The sequence below is a fragment of the Marinobacter sp. ES-1 genome (assembly GCF_000475255.1).
Lineage (GTDB): Bacteria > Pseudomonadota > Gammaproteobacteria > Pseudomonadales > Oleiphilaceae > Marinobacter > Marinobacter vinifirmus.
The window spans coordinates 66426-83370 of the sequence record NZ_AXBV01000041.1; the positions used below are offsets into that span (position 1 = coordinate 66426).

Genomic DNA, 16945 nt, shown 5'->3' on the forward strand with positions numbered 1-16945 from the left:
ACCCTTTCCATTCCGATGGACTCCTGAAATGGATCAAAAGTGGAATTTCACCAGTGCGCTGACTGAACTCTGGGTGTCTACCAGCGTCTCGTTCAGGCCAAACTTGTTGTTCCAGTACTGGTACTCAATACCGGCGTAGAGCACGCCCGGGTTGCCCATGAAGTTACCCACGTCCAGCTTGATCTGGGGCGTGAACTGGAACTCGGACTCGTGATCACTGGCCGAGGTGGACCAGTCGATGTAACCATCCACCAGGAATTTCGCCGCACCCACATCAAACGGCAGGCCCCAGGTGACCGTCATCTGCCAGTCATCACTGATCTCACTGTTATCAACGTAGTAGAAAGATGTAGTGAAGTAACGGAACGCAGGCACGTCCCACGCCAGGCCGAAACCGTACATGTAGTTGTTTGCCTCGGTACCGCCGCCAAATTCATACTGCCCGGCCAGGGTGATGTCTTTCACCGGCCCGAACGACAAGTCCTGGCCTGTCAGCCAGCTGCCGCTGATATTGGGCGCGAATTCGCCGTAAACGTTGTCGGTACCTTCAAGGTCTCCCTGAGGCTGGTCCCGGTCGATAAAGAAGAAGGTGCCGCCCCAGTTGTGAGCGGTCACGTTCTCGAACGTAAAGTAGGTCGCCTCGTATTCCATTCCCCCGTTACCACCGGCGTCGAACTGAACGCCCTGGTAATCGGCACTGTGCAGGATGGAGATACTGGAGCCACCGAAGAACTTCTCGGCGTGGGCAGCAGGCGCAAAACAGGCTGCAGCAACGCAGCTTGCGATCAGGGTTTTCCGAAGTGCTTTCATGGCATAGCCTCTCTGGTTACTTTTTTGGGTCATCGGTTGTTAGCAGTACATCGTTTTAGTTAATGTCCCGGCCGGTAGGGCTGGCCAAGAGACAGCGGGGTGTTCAACCGGGTGCGTACCGGATCGAACGACAAAAGAATCAGCATCAGGATGGTGACCACATAGGGCAGCATCGCCAGCAACTCAGTGGGGCTGCGCCAGCCCAGCCCCTGCAGCACCAGGTGAAGAATGGAGGCCGCCCCGAACAGGTAAGCACCCAACAGCAAGCGCCCGGGGCGCCAGCTGGCAAACACCACCAGCGCCAGCGCTATCCAGCCCCGGCCTGAGGTCATGTTCTCGGTCCACATTGGGGTGTAGGCCAGCGACAGATAGGCACCGGCAAGGCCGGCCATGGCCCCGCCAAAGGCCACCGCAAGGTAACGCACGGTGAGTACCCGCAAGCCATTGGCGTTGGCCGCACCTGGCGACTCCCCAACGGCCCTCAGAACCAGGCCGCCGCGGCTGAAGCGCAGGAACAGAGCAACACCTGCAAACACCAGCCAGGAAAAATACACCAGCAAATCCTGGGTGAAGAGCGCCCGACCCAGCACTGGAAGATCACTCAACAGGGGGATCGCAATTTTTTCAAAACCCTCGATGGACTGGCCGACAAAGCCGGCACCCACGAAGGCGCTCAGGCCCGTGCCGAAGATGGTTAACGCCAGCCCGGCGGCGTACTGGTTGGCGGAGAGGGTCACTGCCATAACGGCGAACAACATCGACATCGCCAGCCCGGTCAGCATGGCGACAACAACCCCGGCGGCCAGGCTGCCGGTAGACAAGGTCGCGATGAACCCGGCCACCGCGCCCATCAGCATCATGCCCTCCTGCCCCAGGTTGAGAACGCCGGAGCGCTCACAGATCAGTTCGCCCAGGGCCACCAGCAGCAGCGGGGTGCCGGCCACCACCGTGGCGGCAAGAATGTTGGTCAACAGGTCCATATCAGAGCTCCTGGCCGGCCGGGGCGGCGGGTTGGGACAGGCCTGCCGGTAAAGGCCGGCGAAAACGAATCCGGTAGTGAATAAAGGCATCGCAGGTGAGCAGGTAGAACAGCAGCATTCCCTGGAACATGGCGGTCACCGCCTTGGGCATGTTCATGGCAATCTGCAACATCTCGCCGCCAATAAAGGTCAGAGCCAGCAAGGCACTGGCGGCAATAATGCCCAGGGCATGCATCCGGCCCAGAAACACCACGATGATCGCGGTGTAGCCATAGCCCGGCGACACCTGGGGCACCAGCTGCCCGATCGGCCCGGTCACTTCCGCGGCGCCAGCCAGCCCCGCAGTTGCACCACCAACCAGCAGCGCGAACCAGGTCAGCCGTCTGGCGCTAAATCCGGCAAACGCCGCCGCCCGATGATCCTCACCCACCACGTTCAACTGGTAGCCGATGAAGCTGCGGGCAAACAGCACCCATACTGCGACAGCCGCCAGCAACCCGAAGGCCAGGCCGATGTGCAGCCGCGTGCCGTTAATCAACGCTGGCAACAAAGCCGCATCGGCAAACATCACCGACTGGGGAAAACCAAACCCGTAGGGATCTTTCAGGGGCCCGTGCACCGCATAGAGCAGCAGGTTCAGGGCGATGTAATTGAGCATGATGGTGGTGAGGATTTCGTTGCAATTCAGGTGGGTCTTGAGAAACGCGGCAATCGACGCCCATGCCATACCACCGGCGATGCCCGCCAGCAGAACCGCCGGCAAAACCAGGAATCCACCGGCATCCCCCACCGAAACCGCAACAGCACTGGCAGCCACCGCGCCAATCAGGAAATGGCCCTCGGCACCGATATTCCAGATTCTGGCCCGGAAGCAGACCGTCAGCCCGGCGGCACACAGCAACAAAGGCGCGGTTTTCAGGCCCAGCTCGGCAAGTCCGGTGAGGTCACTGATCGGCGTGATAAAGAAGAAGGTCAGGGCCTGGATCGGGTCTTTGCCCATGCCGAGGAATAACAGGAAGCCGGTTGCGACCGTCAGGGCCAGGGCCAGCAGAGGCGATAACCAGCGCAGGGTGGTAGAGGCTTCAGGGCGGCGCTCAAGCTGCAGCATCAGCAAGCTCCTCCACCTCGAAGTTTCCTGCCATCCACTGCCCCAACTGATTGATGCTCAACTCAGAGGCCGGGGCCAGTGGTGACAGACGGCCATTACAGATCGCGCCCATCCGGTGGCAGAGCTGGTAGAGCTCATCCAGGTCTTCTGAAATCAGCAGGATGGCGGCGCCCTCATCGCGCAGTTTTACCAGCGCCTGATGAATAGCCACCGCCGAGCCCACATCCACACCCCAGGTTGGGTGGGAGGCCACCAGAAGCCTTGGTGACTGACAGGCTTCGCGGCCGAGGATGTATTTCTGCAGGTTGCCGCCGGATAAGCTCGAGGCGCTGCTTTGCTCGCCAGAGCAGCGCACGCCAAAGCGTGAAATGACGTCTCTGGCAAACTCCCGAACCCGTTGCCGCCGAATCACACCACGCCGCACCAGGCCCTGCCCTGCAGCGGTCAGCAACGCATTGTCGGCCAGCGACATCACCGGCACTGCACCCCGGCCCAGCCGCTCCTCGGGCACCACAGCCAGCCCCCGGGCTCGCCGTGCCCCGGGAGGCAGGCGGTCAATCGCCTCGCCGGTGAAACGAATGGCCTCGCCCTTGAGGGTGATCTCTCCGGACAAAACCTTGAGCAGTTCCTCCTGGCCGTTTCCGGCCACCCCGGCAATGCCGACGATCTCGCCAGCGCGCAAGGAAAAACCGATGTTCTTCAGGCTGGTGCCGAAAGGGTCACCCGTTTGCCAGCTCAGCTCCTGCACCTGCAGCAGGGTGTCACCGGGTTGGGCAGCGCTGACCTGGGTTGCAATCGGGGTATCGTCGCCCACCATCAGGCGGGCGATGTCTGAGGCAGATAAGTCTTTCGGCTGGCAATGTCCGCTCACCCGGCCCTGGCGCAACACCGTGGCCTGATCGCACAGGCTCCTGACTTCCTCCAGCTTGTGACTGATAAACAGAATGCTGCAGCCGTCCCTTGCCAGTTTGCGCAACGTTTTGAACAGTGTGGCCACTTCATGGGGGGTGAGTACCGAGGTGGGTTCGTCCAGAATCAGCAGGGTACTTTCCTGAACCAGGCAGCGGACAATCTCCACCCGTTGCCGCTCCCCCATAGACAAGGTGCTGACAAAGCGCCGGGGGTCCAGGGCCATCCCATAGTGTTCGGACACCTCCCGGATACGCTGCTCCAGTGCGCCCCGGTCGCGAACCTCGTCTGCCGGCAGGCCCAGCGCAATGTTTTCCGCCACAGTCAGGGTTTCAAACAGAGAGAAGTGCTGAAAGACCATGCCTATGCCCAGTTGCCGGGCTCGGGCCGGGTTCTCCACTGTCACCGGGTGGCCATTCCAGACAATACGACCGGCATCCGGCTGAACCACGCCATAGATGATTTTCATCAGCGTGCTTTTGCCCGCGCCATTCTCCCCCAGCAGGGCGTGGATCTCGCCGGCGCCCACAGTAAGGTCTACGCCGTCGTTAGCCCGACACCCCGGGTAATCTTTCACGATCCCCTGCAGATTTAACCTCTGAGCAGAAACTGCCATTCCCGGTCTCCTCGTAGTCTGGGTCAGGTCCGGCCATAAAGAATCTGACCAACCAATCAACATTTGGTAGCTGAGCAATAACCTTGCCAAAAATGAATTGGTGCTCGATTTGAGCAGAGCTAACCAGTTGGTCAGCTTTTTGCAGAAGCTCTGGAAAAGAACCTGATCCGGGCGCCCGCCTTATAAGTGCAAGGCCCCGGAATCCCCTTTCCAGACAGCAGAAGCGGAGACCAAGGTGATCGAATTTGTTCTCAACGGCCGTGCCGAAAAAATTGACCAGGCCGACCCAAACCAGAGCATTCTGGAGTGGCTACGCACCAAAAAGCGGCTTACCGGCACCAAGGAAGGTTGCGGCTCCGGAGATTGCGGCGCCTGCACCGTGATTACCGGGGCGCCAGACAATAACGGTCAAATTCGCTATGAAGCCATTAACAGTTGTATCACCCTGATTGGCAGCCTGCAGGGCAAACACCTGCTGACCATTGAAGCCTTTCGGGAACAGCCGGCACACCCGGTTCAGCAGAGCCTGATGGACTGCCACGGTGCACAGTGCGGTTTTTGCACCCCCGGCATTGTCATGTCATTGATTGCCCTGCACAGCGAATCTGCACCGGGCGACGCCGACGACCACAAACTGATGGAGGCCCTGGCCGGAAACCTGTGTCGCTGTACCGGCTACCGGCCGATCATGGAAGCCGGCCGGCAGGCGCTGGTGCAAAGCTGGCAACCAGGGTCCGATAACCACCCTGCCCGGTATCTGGCCAGGGCCGATCAAGCGGATGGGCTCGCTACGGCTGACGACACCTCGATGACCAGTCTGGAAGCCCGGAACGGCAATCAATACTACGCCCCGGCAACCCTGCCTCAGCTCAAACGCCTGTTGCGCGCTCACCCGGATGCCCGGCTGATTGCCGGAGGTACGGACCTTGTGCTGGAGATCACCCAACAGCTGAAACCCCTGCCCAAGCTGATCAGCCTGGAGCGGGTGCGGGAACTGAATGGCTGCCAGCTGGAAGAAAACCACCTGGTGGTCGGTGCAGCCACCCCCTACCGGCAGTTCCACAGCCAGCTGTCCGGGCTCTGGCCGGCCTTTGACCATCTGCTGGAACGGCTGGGCTCATTGCAGGTGCGCAACCGGGGCACCCTCGGCGGCAACATTGCCAACGCCTCCCCCATTGGCGATATGCCGCCCGCCTTGATAGCGCTCGATGCCACCCTGGAACTGGAAGGCCCGGAGGGGGCCAGGGAACTCCCGGCAGAACAGTTCTTCAAGGGCTACCGGCAAACCGACCTGCAGCCCGGCGAGTTTATCCATTCCATCCACATCCCCGTTCCCGAGCCCAACCAGCGCCTGTTCATCTATAAGGTTTCAAAACGGCTCGATGACGATATCTCCGCGGTGCTCGGAGCTTTCCGGCTGACCCTTCGGAACGGTGTGGTTCAGGATTGCCGGCTCGCCTACGGCGGTATGGCCGCAACCCCTGCCCTCGCACGCCTTACAGAAGCCGCGCTGCTGGGCAAACCCTGGAATCAGCGTTCTGTTGAGCAGGCTATAAAAGCGCTGAGCGACGACTTCTCCCCGTTGACCGACGTGCGGGCTTCTTCCGCTTACCGGTTACAGGTCGCGGGCAATCTGCTTTACAGGGCACTACTCGAAAACTCCGACCTGCATCACCGGGATACCCCGCTCATGGTGACCGACTATGCGTAAACTTCCGCTCAATACCCCCACCCCGGCCCACAGCGCTCTGGGCGTAGTGGGCACCGGCGTCGAACACGACAGTGCCTGGCTGCATACCAGTGGCCAGGCCCGGTATATCGATGACCTGCCAGCACCGGAAGGCCTGTTGCACGCGGCCGTGGGCCATAGCGAACAGGCCCATGCCCGGATTCTGGAGATGGACCTGTCCCGGGTTCTTGCCAGCCCCGGCGTTGTCGCGGTCATTACCGCTGCCGATGTACCCGGCCACCTGGATATCGGCCCGGTGTTCCCCGGCGATCCAGTACTGGCCCAGGACACGGTTGAACACATTGGCCAACCCCTGTTCGCCGTTGCCGCCACCAGCCACGAGGCGGCTCGCAAAGCGGCCCGCAAAGCCATCGTGAAGTATCAGCCACTGGATGCCGTCATCACCGTTCAGGATGCCCTGGAGCAGCAGCTGTTTGTGCGGCCGGGCCGGCGCCAGCAACGGGGTGACCCGGACCAGGCCATCGCCGGCGCCCGCCACCAGCTTAAAGGCCAGCAACACATCGGCGGTCAGGAGCACTTTTATCTGGAGGGCCAGGCCTGCCTGGTGGAGCCCACCGAAGATGGCGGCATGTTCGTCCATACCTCCAGCCAGCACCCCAGTGAGGTGCAGAAGCTGGTGGCCGAAGTGCTGGGCCTGCCCATCCATTGCGTGCAGGCCGAAGTACGCCGCATGGGGGGCGGCTTTGGTGGCAAGGAAACCCAGGCAGCACCGCTGGCCTGTGTGGCCGCTCTGCTGGCCCGGGTGACGGGCTGCCCGGTCAAATACCGTTTGTCACGCTCAGACGACATGGTGCAAACCGGCAAACGCCATGATTTCTTCAACACCTACCACATCGGTTTTGACGATTCGGGGCTGATCAAAGGCGCGAACCTTATGGTGGCCGGGCGCTGCGGTTATTCTCCGGACCTTTCAGATGCCATTGTCGACCGGGCCATGTTCCATGCCTGCAACGCCTACTACCTGGACCAGGCCCGGGTGGTTGGCCACCGGTGCAAGACCCACACGGTATCAAACACCGCGTTCCGGGGCTTTGGTGGCCCCCAGGGCATGATGATCATCGAACAGGCCATGGACGACATTGCCCGCCATCTGGGCAAAGACCCCCTGGATATCCGCAAACTCAACCTGTTCGGCCCCGGCCGCGATGTCAGCCACTATGGCCAGACCATCGAACAACAGGTGCTGCCGGAACTGATCGCACAACTGGAACGCAGCTCCGCTTACCGCCAGCGGCGCCAGGAAATCATTGCCCTGAATGCCCGCAACCCGGTGCTGAAACGCGGGCTGGCGCTGACCCCGGTGCAGTTCGGCATCTCCTTTACCGCAAAACACCTGAACCAGGCCGGTGCACTGGTGCACATCTACACCGATGGCAGCATTCAGGTAAATCACGGTGGTACCGAGATGGGCCAGGGCCTGTACATCAAGGTAGCGCAGGTGGTCGCAACCGCCTTTCAGGTGGACGTGGCGCGGGTCAAGGTTTCCGCTACCCGCACCGATAAGGTACCGAACACCTCCCCCACGGCGGCCTCTTCCGGTTCCGACCTCAATGGCATGGCTGCGCTTGATGCCTGCGAAAAGATACTGGGTGGCCTGACCGCCTTTGCTTCATCCCACTGGAATGTGCCGGAAGAGCACGTGCGGTTCCATGCTAACCAGGTTCATATCGGAGACCACTGCCTGAGTTGGGAAGACTTTATCCAGACCGCCTACATGCACCGGATATCCCTGTCCTCCAGCGGCTTCTATGCCACACCGAAGATCCACTATGACCACGACGCCGGTCAGGGCCGGCCGTTTCTGTACTACACCAACAGTGCCGCCTGCTCCGAGGTCGTAGTCGACACCTTGACTGGTGAATACCGGGTGCTGCGTACCGACATTCTCCACGATGCCGGGCGCTCCCTGAACCCGGCCATCGACATGGGTCAGATTGAAGGCGGCTTCATTCAGGGCATGGGCTGGCTCACCACGGAAGAGCTGGTGTACAGCGCCGAAGGCCGGTTACTGACCACCGGCCCAGCCACCTACAAAATTCCCGCCGTTTCCGATTGCCCGCCAGACCTGCGGGTAGCGCTGCTGAAAGACAGCCCCAACCACGAAGCCACGGTATTCCACTCCAAAGCCGTGGGCGAACCCCCGTTCATGCTTGGCATTTCAGTGTGGAGCGCGCTTCGCGACGCGGTATCCAGCCTCAGCGACTACCGCTTCAGCCCGCCACTGGACACGCCGGCCACACCGGAACGTGTACTGAATGCCGTTACCGAAACCCGGCGCTGGGTAAACCAACAGGAGAACGGACAATGATGGCAACGCCCCTTAACTGGCACCAGGCGGTCGCCCTCTGTGAGCAGCGTGGTGAGCCCTATGCCCTGGTGACCGTGCTGGGTGTGACCGGCTCGGTACCGCGGGAGCCCGCCACCAAAATGGTGATCACCGGAGAACACTGTTACGACACCATTGGCGGCGGCCATCTGGAGCACCGCATCTGCCAGCAGGCCCGGGAGCGTCTGGCCAAGGGGCTTTACCAGAGCGAACTGGCGCATTTTCCCCTGGGCGCAAGCCTTGGCCAGTGCTGCGGCGGCAGTGTGTCGGTGCTTCTGGAAATCCATCCGGGCAGCCAGCAACAACTGGTGATCTTTGGCGCCGGCCACGTGGCCAGGGCCCTGGTGACCATCCTGGCGGAACTGCCCTGGCGCGTTACCTGGGTTGACCCGCGACCAGAACAGTTTCCAGCCGGACCACCGGCCAATGTCCGGATTCACCACACCGATGACCCCGCCGGCGATGCGCCTGAACTGTGCAACCAGCAACAGGTGTTGATTGTCACCCACAATCACCACCTGGATTTCGAGCTTTGCCGGGCTCTGCTCACGGCCGGTACCCCCGCCGGTATCGGCCTGATCGGCTCTGCCACCAAGGCCGAACGTTTTCGTCAGCGCCTGGCCCATCGCGGCTTTTCGGATACCGATATTGCCCGCATCCGCTGTCCTGTGGGGCGGTCCGACGTGCCGGGCAAACGCCCTATGGAAGTAGCGGTTTCCATCATGGCCGAACTGCTCACCCTGACGGCAGAGCCTGGCAACCCCGCGCCCAAACGGGGCATTTCCTGGCAGCAACTCAAAGGCCTGCTGCCCGAAAAAGAAACCGGAGACCTCCTTTTATGAACCTTGGCCAATTCAATCAACTGCCAGCAACCGAGGCAGAACCGCTGCTGCGGAACTGCTGTGCAGCAGAGACCTGGGTGCAAGGCATGCTCAACGCCCGCCCTTTCATGGATCGCGACAGCCTCTACGCCGCGTGCCGGCAACTCTGGCCGATATTGACGGAAGCCGACTGGCTGCAGGCGTTCGATGCCCACCCCAGAATCGGCAACCTGGACAGCCTTCGGAAAAAATACGCCAGCACCCGCACCCTGGCCGGCGACGAACAGGCCGGCACCCGGCAGGCGGATGAAGACACCCTGCAAAGACTGAGCACTGGCAACCAGGCTTATCTGGACAAGTTCGGGTTCATTTTCATTGTCTGCGCCACCGGCAAAACTGCCCAGGAGATGCTGGCCTTGCTGGAACAGCGTCTCAATAACACACGGGCTGAAGAGCTGCAGAACGCCGCGCACGAGCAGGCAAAAATTACCGAATTACGACTGGAGAAACTGCTATGAGCCCGATCACCACCCACGTTCTCGATATCGGCAGCGGCAAACCGGCCGCAGGGGTTCTGGTTGTGCTGGAACGGATCATCGAAGGCGGCCCCGAACTCATGGCCGAAGGCGCTACCGACCAGGATGGCCGGATCACCTCATGGTTATCCGGCCCGGTCGATTCCGGTCATTACCGGCTGCGCTTTGCCACCGGCGACTGGTATCACAAGCGCAAACTGGACTGCTTCTACCCGGAAGTGGCTATCGACTTCACCATTGCTGATACCGATAGCCACTACCACGTGCCCCTGCTGTTGAACCAGTGGGGCTATTCCACTTACCGGGGGAGCTGATAGACGTGGACCCATTACTTGCGTTTCCGGCGGGATGCCAGGCTTACCGGGGCAACATCCTCCATTTTCTCAACGACCCGGGCAACGCCCCCGAGCCCGAACCTGACAGTTACGAGTACTACCCGGACGGCCTGCTGGTCGTTCACCAGGGCCGGGTACTGGCCACGGGGCCGGCCCCCGAACTCATATCACGCCTGCCCGGCGGGGCCGATATCCGGCACTGGCCCGAGGGCCTGATTATGCCGGGCTTTATCGACACCCATGTGCATATGCCGCAACTGGCGGTGATGGCCAGTTATGGCACCCAGCTTCTGGACTGGCTGGAGACCTATACCTTCCCCCATGAAGCCCGGTTCTGCCAGGCCGACTGGGCCCGGGCCGAAGCCAGCCAGTTTCTGGATTTGCTGTTGTGCCATGGCACCACCTCTGCCCTGGTGTTCTGCACCTCGCACCCGGCCTCGGTTGATGCGGTGTTTGAGGGCGCACAAAGCCGGGGCATGGCCCTGACCGCCGGCAAGGTCATGATGGACAGGAACGCGCCGACGAACCTGACCGACACAGCCCGGGAAAGTTATCGGGACAGCTGCGAACTGGCCAAACGCTGGCACAACCGCGGTCGCCTTCGCTACGCCATCACCCCCAGATTTGCCATTACCTCAAGCCCGGAACAACTGCAGCTGGCTGGTGAACTGGCACAGGCATTCCCGGACGCCCTGATCCAGACCCACTGGGCTGAGAATACTGGTGAAATCGAGCTCACCCGGCAACTGTTCCCGGAGCGTCAGAGCTATCTGGATGTGTACGACCACTATGGTTTGCTGGGCCGGAATACGGTGCTTGCCCACGGCATCCACATTGGCGACCAGGATCGCCAGCGGCTGGCGCAAACCGGCGCGTCTATCGCTTTCTGCCCCACTTCTAACACCTTCCTGGGCAGCGGCCTGTTCGACCTGGGCGCCGCCCGCGCTGCCGGTGTCCAGGTCGGGCTGGCGTCAGACGTCGGCGGCGGCACCAGCCTGTCCATGCTGGCCACCATGGCAGAGGCCTACAAGGTGTGCCGGCTCAGGGGCCAGACACTGACACCCTGGCTGGCCTTCTATCTGGCCACATTGGGCAATGCCAGGGTTCTGCAGCAGGAAGACCAGACCGGTAATTTCCGCCCCGGTAACCAGGCCGATTTTGTGGTTCTGGACCCGCTTGGCGCACCCATCACGGCGATGAAACACCGTGCCGGCCAAAGTCTGCAGGAATTGCTCTTTGACCTGATGATTCTGGGCGATGACCGGGCCATTGCCGCAACTGCCGTCGCCGGCCAGCTTCTCTGGCAGCGCCCTGACGCAGACGAACAACCTGCCCCCCTTTCTTTAACGGCAACAGGAGCCTGACCCTATGGAGGCGTATCTCACCGAATGGATTGGGCTGGTTATTCGCTGGTTTCATGTGATTGCCGGCGTCGCCTGGATTGGCGCATCTTTCTATTTTATCTGGCTGGACAACAACCTGCGCGAGCCGCCGGAATGGAAGCAAGCCAGGGGCATCAAGGGTGATCTTTGGGCCATACACGGCGGTGGCTTTTACGAAGTGGCCAAATACCAGCTGGGCCCGGAGCAGATGCCCAGGGAACTGCACTGGTTCAAATGGGAAGCCTACAGCACCTGGCTCAGCGGCATGGCCCTGCTGCTGTTGGTTTACTACCTGGGCAGCCCCGGCTACCTGCTGGACCCGGCTAAAGCCGATCTCGGTGCCGGCACCGGCGCCGCCCTCGGGCTGGCCAGTATCGCCGCGATGCTTGGCATTTATGAGTTGATGATCCGCAGCCGGCTGGCCGGCAATGGCAAGCTGTTCGGCGCCCTGCTCTACGCACTTCTGGTGTTTGCTGCCTGGGGCCTGTTCCAGATCTTCAGTGGCCGGGGCGCGTTCATTCATATCGGAGCGATGATCGGCACCCTGATGGTAGCCAACGTGTTTCTGGGCATCATGCCCTCACAGCGCGCCCTGGTGAGCGCGGTTCGCGAGGGCAAAACACCGGGGCCGGAGGTTGCCCGGCTGGCAGGCCTCGCCAAGCTGCGTTCCACCCACAACAATTACCTGACCCTGCCGGTGCTGTTCATCATGATCAGCAACCACTACCCCATGTTGTATGGCCACCCCGAAGGCTGGGCCATTCTGGCGGCCATCGGTTTTATCACCGCCTTTGCCCGGCACTATTTCAACCTGAAACACCGGGGCATCCATAAGCCCGGAATACTGGTGTTTTCGGCCTTCCTGACCCTGGCTCTGGTATGGGTTCTCGCCCCTGACAACCGAAATTCTGACGCCGCTGTTGAACGTGTTGTGGCTACCGATACCGAGGTTTCCGGTCTGCTCCGCCAGCACTGTACCGCCTGCCATGCCCGAGAGCCGGCGCATCCGGCCTTTCAGGCACCGCCTGCCGGCATCGTACTGGAACAGCTGGCTGACCTGCTGGCCCATTCCGCCCGGGTGCAGCAGGCAGCCGTCCGCACCCATTACATGCCCCTGGGCAATACCAGCGGCATGACCGAGCAGGAGCGTACCGCACTGGGGGGCTGGCTGGATAACGCTGGCCAATAACGCCCTGGCGGCACCGGTTTGGTCCACAGGGCCAGGCCGGAGCGCCATTTCAGGGCACTCTCTTAACACCCGGTGGAGCCCGGAAGCCAACAAAATAGACCATGTGGTCAGGTTTTACGGCACTCGGGCCGGTGTTCCGGGACTCTGGTACGGCAATTGCACTTTCCCTGTGAGTACGCAAAACCTCTATTCCAAACACAGCGAGGAACACCTCCATGAAAGCAAAACAGCAAAAGCCCGGCCTGCTCAGGGGGCTGTCAAAAGCCGTCACTCTGGCAGGCGCCTTGGCCGCGAGCACCTTCGCCCAGGCTGATACCGACATTCGGTTTACCCTGGACTGGCGTTTCGAAGGGCCCTCTGCGCCTTTCCTGATGGCACTCGAAAAAGGCTACTTCAAGAGTGAGGGGCTCAACGTCACCATTGATGCCGGTAACGGCTCGGCAGGCGCGGTTACCCGCGTAGCCACCAATGCCTACGACATGGGCTTTGCCGACTTCAGCGCGCTGACAGAAACCACCTCAAAGAACCCGGAAACCGGCGTAACCGCTGTTTATATGGTCTACAACACCATGCCTGCGGCGGTGTTTGCCCTGAAAGACTCCGGCATTGAAAAGCCCGAAGACCTGGCAGGCAAAACTCTGGGCGCCCCCGTTTTCGATGGTGGCCGCAAAGCCTGGCCGTCGTTTGCGCGGCATAACAACCTGGCGGTGGACTCGGTTGAGTGGCAATCGGCCGATCCTGCCATCCGGGAAACCCTGCTCGCCCGGGGTGAGGTAGACGCCATTACCGGTTTCTACTTCACCAGTCTGCTGAACCTCGAAGCCCGCGGCGTGTCCCCGGACAACATCGTGGCGCTGAAATACCCGGATTACGGGGTGGAGTTCTACGGCAATACCATCATTGCCCAGGATGCCTTGCTCGAACAGAACCCGGAGGCGGTCAAAGGTTTTCTGAGAGCCTTCAACAAAGCGCTGAAAGAAACCATCGCAGATCCTGAAACCGCGATTACCTATGTAAAAAAACGGGATGGCCTGATCAAACAGGACCTGGAGCTGCGCCGCCTTAAACTGGCCATGGACAACCACGTGATCACCGAAGAAACCCGCGCCGAAGGTCTGGGCGCCATCACCGAAGCGCGCATGGAGCGGGCCATGGCGGACATGGTGGCCTCCTATAACCTGGAACCGTCAGACCAACTCACGCAGTTATTCGACAGCAGCTACCTGCCATCACAGGCAGAGCGCTCGATCGATTGACGCACCTGTGCCCGGGTACCGCGCACCCGGGCTCCCTGGCCTACCGGAGTACCAGATGGACCTTGTCGAGTTTGAGAATGTAAGCATGCGTTATGGAGAGGATGGCCCGCTGGCGATCGAAAACATCTCCCTGAGCGTGAAAGAAAATGAGTTTGTGGCGGTGGTGGGCCCATCGGGCTGTGGCAAGTCCACCCTGATGAAGCTGGTCACCGGGCTTGCGCCACCGAGCGATGGCTATGTCTATCTGGGGGGCAAGCAAGTGGCGGGCCCGCAGAAGGGTGTTGGCATGGCGTTCCAGGCCTCCAACCTGCTGCCGTGGCGCACGACCCTTGAAAACGTGCTGCTGCCACTTGAGATAGTGGCGGAGTACCGCCACAAGTTCCGCCGGGAAAAAACACAGTTCGAAGAACTGGGGCGCGCCCTGCTCAAGCGGGTTGGCCTTGCCGGCTGCGAACACAAATATCCCTGGGAGCTGTCCGGCGGCATGCAGCAGCGGGCGTCAATCTGCCGCGCACTGATCCACCGCCCCTCCCTGCTGATGCTGGACGAACCGTTTGGCGCACTGGATGCCTTCACCCGTGAGGAACTCTGGTGCATGGTCCGGGATTTATGGCAGGAAGAGCCCTTTACCGTGGTTCTGGTAACCCACGACCTTCGCGAAGCGGTTTTTCTGGCCGATACCGTATACGTCATGAGCAAGGGCCCGGGCCGGATACTGGTTCGCAAGCCGGTAAACCTGCCCCGGCCCAGAGAGCTTTCCGTCACCTACACCGATCCCTTTGCCGACCTGGTGTTTGAATTACGTGACCACATTGGCCGAATCCGGGAGGGATCCTGATGACCCTGGCTCAGCGCAAACGCCTGTTGATGAAAGCCTCGCCCTGGCTATTGCTCCTGTTTCTGGGGCTGTTCTGGGAGCTGCTTTGCTTTGCTTTCCAGATTCCTGACTACCTGTTTCCCGCCCCCACCGATATCTGGCGCTCCTGGCTGGAATACCGGCCACAAATCATTGAGCATGCCACCCAGACACTGTTCACCACCGTTGTCGGATTCGCCCTTGCCGTGGTATTCGGGCTGGTTCTGGGCATGCTGGTGGGTTCCTCACCGGTAATCTACAAGGCCGTCTATCCGTTGATGGTGGGCTTCAACAGCATCCCGAAAGTGGCCTTCGTGCCAGTGCTGGTGGTCTGGTTTGGCATCGGTACGGTGCCCGCCATTCTCACTGCATTTCTGATCTCGTTCTTCCCGGTGGTGGTGAATATGGCCACCGGCCTGGCGACGCTGGAGCCGGAGCTTCAGGACGTTATGCGCTCGCTGGGTGCCAGCCGCATCGATATCCTGAAAAAAGTCGCTCTGCCCCGCTCCATGCCATACTTCTTCGCTTCACTCAAGGTTGCTATCACTCTGGCCTTTGTCGGTTCGGTCATCTCTGAAACCGTAGCGTCCAACGTTGGCATCGGGTACCTGATGCTGTCGGCAAGCTCGACGATGGATATGGGGCTGGTGTTTGCAGGCCTGGTGGTGATCGGCGTCATGGGCGTGGTGATGTACGAACTCTTCGCACTTGTCGAGCGACGGATGACCGGCTGGGCCACGCGCGGTTCCGACCCCGCTTTCTGAAACACACCCGCTAGTCAGCCAAAAAAGAGCCCCATTGATCGGGGCTCTTTTGTCAGTGTCTGATCAGAATCGTTACTGCGGCAGTGTTGCCCCGACGCCTTCCACGAACCAGTTCATACCCGCCAGTTCCTGCTCGGTCATGGTCACCCCGTCTGCCACTTTCAGCTCGCCGGCCTGGTCTTTCAAAGGACCGGTAAACGGATGCAACTCACCGGCGCCAATAGCCTCAATCACCTGGTTCACGGCCGCCGACTGCTCCTCGCTCAGGCGGTCGCTCAGGCCGATAATCTGGATCATATCCTCGTCAATGCCACCCCAGTGATCCTCTGGCACCCAGCTGTCATCCATGACCTTCTGAACCTGCTCAACGTAATAAGGCCCCCAGTTATTGGCGACGGATAACAGGTGGGCCTCCTTGCCAAACTCCCGCATATCAGATGCCTGCCCGACACCCCAGTTACCCCGGCGCAAGGCGGACATCAGAGGCGCAGGGCTGTCGGTGTGCTGAATCACCACATCGGCCCCCTGATCCATCATGGCGTTGGCAGCATCGGCCTCTTTGGCCGGATCAAACCAGGTGTTGGCCCACACCACCTTGATCTCGATATCGGGGTTCACCGACTTAGCCCCCAGATACACCGCGTTGATATCGCGAATGACTTCCGGAATCGGGAACGAGGCAATGTAACCCAGCACATTCGACTCGGTCACCAACCCAGCCGCCACTCCCGTTACATAACGCCCCTCGTAGGTCTTGGACAGATAGGTACCCACGTTATCCGCCTGCTTATAGCCGGTGGCATGCATGAAGGTGATATCAGGGAACTGTTCGGCAACCCGGATGGTCGGGTTCATAAAACCGAATGACGTGGTGAAGATAACGTCGTTGCCGGCCTGGGCCAGCATGCGGATGGTGCGCTCGGCGTCGGCACCTTCGGCCACGTTTTCCACATAGGTGGTTTGAACCTGGTCACCGAAGTGCGCCTCAACGGCTTTTCGGCCCAGATCGTGCTGGTAACTCCAGCCGTGATCCCCGATGGGGCCAACGTAGACAAATCCGATTTTCATCGGGTCTTCTGCCATTACGGAAGAAGATAAAGTCAGGGCAATGGCCGCTGCCAGACTGCGTTTCATGCTCATGCATCGTTCTCCTGAACCATTCTGAAGTTGTGTTGCACCGCCCTAAGCGGGTAACAACTTCAAATGGAGCAAAAAGCTGGCCAATTGTTCAGGTTTTTCAATGCATTGTTTTAAATGAATTTTCCATTGTCGCTTTGCCAGAAGTTAAAAGGCCTGCACTACACCGG

Annotated in this window: 15 protein-coding genes; 10 read left to right on the forward strand and 5 right to left on the reverse strand. The window is 60.6% G+C overall.

Features of this window, described 5'->3' with window-relative positions:
* Window positions 1-33: 33 nt before the first annotated feature.
* From Q668_RS07935 to Q668_RS07950, 4 genes are read right to left on the reverse strand one after another with little or no spacing between them, the layout of a single operon-like run.
* Window positions 34-810, reverse strand: a complete 777-nt coding sequence (locus Q668_RS07935; protein ID WP_036219507.1) for an outer membrane protein OmpK — start codon at window positions 808-810, stop codon at window positions 34-36.
* Between the two features lie 59 nt (window positions 811-869).
* Window positions 870-1790 (reverse strand): ABC transporter permease, encoded by a 921-nt coding sequence (locus tag Q668_RS07940; protein ID WP_022989075.1) that lies wholly within the window; start codon window positions 1788-1790, stop codon window positions 870-872.
* Window position 1791: 1 nt separating this feature from the next.
* A complete protein-coding gene (locus Q668_RS07945) occupies window positions 1792-2901 on the reverse strand; it encodes an ABC transporter permease (RefSeq protein WP_036219510.1) in 1110 nt (369 codons plus the stop codon).
* Window positions 2885-4423 carry an ABC transporter ATP-binding protein gene (locus tag Q668_RS07950; protein WP_036219471.1) on the reverse strand — a complete coding sequence of 513 codons (1539 nt, stop codon included), beginning with the start codon at window positions 4421-4423 and terminating at the stop codon, window positions 2885-2887. Before Q668_RS07950 ends, Q668_RS07945 begins: the two co-directional genes overlap by 17 nt.
* 235 nt (window positions 4424-4658) lie before the next feature.
* Here Q668_RS07950 and xdhA point away from each other — a divergent pair, with 235 nt between their 5' ends.
* The 10 genes from xdhA (at window position 4659) to Q668_RS08000 (ending at window position 15638) form a co-directional block, all read left to right on the forward strand.
* A complete protein-coding gene (gene xdhA / locus Q668_RS07955) occupies window positions 4659-6134 on the forward strand; it encodes a xanthine dehydrogenase small subunit (protein WP_022989078.1) in 1476 nt (491 codons plus the stop codon).
* Window positions 6127-8481, forward strand: a complete 2355-nt coding sequence (xdhB, locus tag Q668_RS07960; RefSeq protein ID WP_022989079.1) for a xanthine dehydrogenase molybdopterin binding subunit — start codon at window positions 6127-6129, stop codon at window positions 8479-8481. Before xdhA ends, xdhB begins: the two co-directional genes overlap by 8 nt.
* Window positions 8478-9341, forward strand: a complete 864-nt coding sequence (xdhC, locus tag Q668_RS07965; protein ID WP_022989080.1) for a xanthine dehydrogenase accessory protein XdhC — start codon at window positions 8478-8480, stop codon at window positions 9339-9341. The genes xdhB and xdhC overlap by 4 nt, the downstream gene beginning before the upstream one ends.
* Window positions 9338-9838: a 2-oxo-4-hydroxy-4-carboxy-5-ureidoimidazoline decarboxylase gene (gene uraD, locus Q668_RS07970; RefSeq protein ID WP_022989081.1), complete on the forward strand. Its 501-nt coding sequence runs from the start codon at window positions 9338-9340 to the stop codon at window positions 9836-9838. The genes xdhC and uraD overlap by 4 nt, the downstream gene beginning before the upstream one ends.
* The gene (gene uraH / locus Q668_RS07975; RefSeq protein ID WP_022989082.1) at window positions 9835-10170 is read left to right on the forward strand and encodes a hydroxyisourate hydrolase; all 336 of its coding nucleotides are present in this window, start codon (window positions 9835-9837) and stop codon (window positions 10168-10170) included. Before uraD ends, uraH begins: the two co-directional genes overlap by 4 nt.
* A gap of 5 nt (window positions 10171-10175) precedes the next feature.
* Window positions 10176-11555 (forward strand): guanine deaminase, encoded by a 1380-nt coding sequence (guaD, locus tag Q668_RS07980; RefSeq protein WP_022989083.1) that lies wholly within the window; start codon window positions 10176-10178, stop codon window positions 11553-11555.
* Between the two features lie 4 nt (window positions 11556-11559).
* A complete protein-coding gene (locus tag Q668_RS07985) occupies window positions 11560-12762 on the forward strand; it encodes a urate hydroxylase PuuD (RefSeq protein WP_022989084.1) in 1203 nt (400 codons plus the stop codon).
* Between the two features lie 215 nt (window positions 12763-12977).
* Window positions 12978-14018 carry an ABC transporter substrate-binding protein gene (locus tag Q668_RS07990; RefSeq protein ID WP_022989085.1) on the forward strand — a complete coding sequence of 347 codons (1041 nt, stop codon included), beginning with the start codon at window positions 12978-12980 and terminating at the stop codon, window positions 14016-14018.
* A 55-nt stretch (window positions 14019-14073) separates the two neighbouring features.
* Window positions 14074-14856, forward strand: coding sequence for an ABC transporter ATP-binding protein (locus Q668_RS07995; RefSeq protein WP_022989086.1), 783 nt, complete (start codon window positions 14074-14076; stop codon window positions 14854-14856).
* On the forward strand, window positions 14856-15638 hold the full coding sequence (locus Q668_RS08000) for an ABC transporter permease (RefSeq protein ID WP_022989087.1): 783 nt from the start codon (window positions 14856-14858) through the stop codon (window positions 15636-15638). Before Q668_RS07995 ends, Q668_RS08000 begins: the two co-directional genes overlap by 1 nt.
* Before the next feature lie 72 nt (window positions 15639-15710).
* Here the strand turns inward: Q668_RS08000 and Q668_RS08005 are convergent, their stop codons facing one another.
* Window positions 15711-16778, reverse strand: coding sequence for a BMP family ABC transporter substrate-binding protein (locus tag Q668_RS08005; RefSeq protein WP_022989088.1), 1068 nt, complete (start codon window positions 16776-16778; stop codon window positions 15711-15713).
* Window positions 16779-16945: the final 167 nt, after the last annotated feature.

Bases quoted from the DNA above. Each gene is read 5' to 3' on its own strand.
- Q668_RS07935 (WP_036219507.1), bottom strand. From the start codon at position 810: ATGAAAGCACTTCGGAAAACCCTGATCGCAAGCTGCGTTGCTGCAGCC.
- Q668_RS07940 (WP_022989075.1), bottom strand. From the start codon at position 1,790: ATGGACCTGTTGACCAACATTCTTGCCGCCACGGTGGTGGCCGGCACC.
- Q668_RS07950 (WP_036219471.1), bottom strand. From the start codon at position 4,423: ATGGCAGTTTCTGCTCAGAGGTTAAATCTGCAGGGGATCGTGAAAGAT.
- xdhB (WP_022989079.1), top strand. From the start codon at position 6,127: ATGCGTAAACTTCCGCTCAATACCCCCACCCCGGCCCACAGCGCTCTG.
- xdhC (WP_022989080.1), top strand. From the start codon at position 8,478: ATGATGGCAACGCCCCTTAACTGGCACCAGGCGGTCGCCCTCTGTGAG.
- uraD (WP_022989081.1), top strand. From the start codon at position 9,338: ATGAACCTTGGCCAATTCAATCAACTGCCAGCAACCGAGGCAGAACCG.
- uraH (WP_022989082.1), top strand. From the start codon at position 9,835: ATGAGCCCGATCACCACCCACGTTCTCGATATCGGCAGCGGCAAACCG.
- Q668_RS07985 (WP_022989084.1), top strand. From the start codon at position 11,560: ATGGAGGCGTATCTCACCGAATGGATTGGGCTGGTTATTCGCTGGTTT.
- Q668_RS07990 (WP_022989085.1), top strand. From the start codon at position 12,978: ATGAAAGCAAAACAGCAAAAGCCCGGCCTGCTCAGGGGGCTGTCAAAA.
- Q668_RS07995 (WP_022989086.1), top strand. From the start codon at position 14,074: ATGGACCTTGTCGAGTTTGAGAATGTAAGCATGCGTTATGGAGAGGAT.
- Q668_RS08000 (WP_022989087.1), top strand. From the start codon at position 14,856: ATGACCCTGGCTCAGCGCAAACGCCTGTTGATGAAAGCCTCGCCCTGG.
- Q668_RS08005 (WP_022989088.1), bottom strand. From the start codon at position 16,778: ATGAGCATGAAACGCAGTCTGGCAGCGGCCATTGCCCTGACTTTATCT.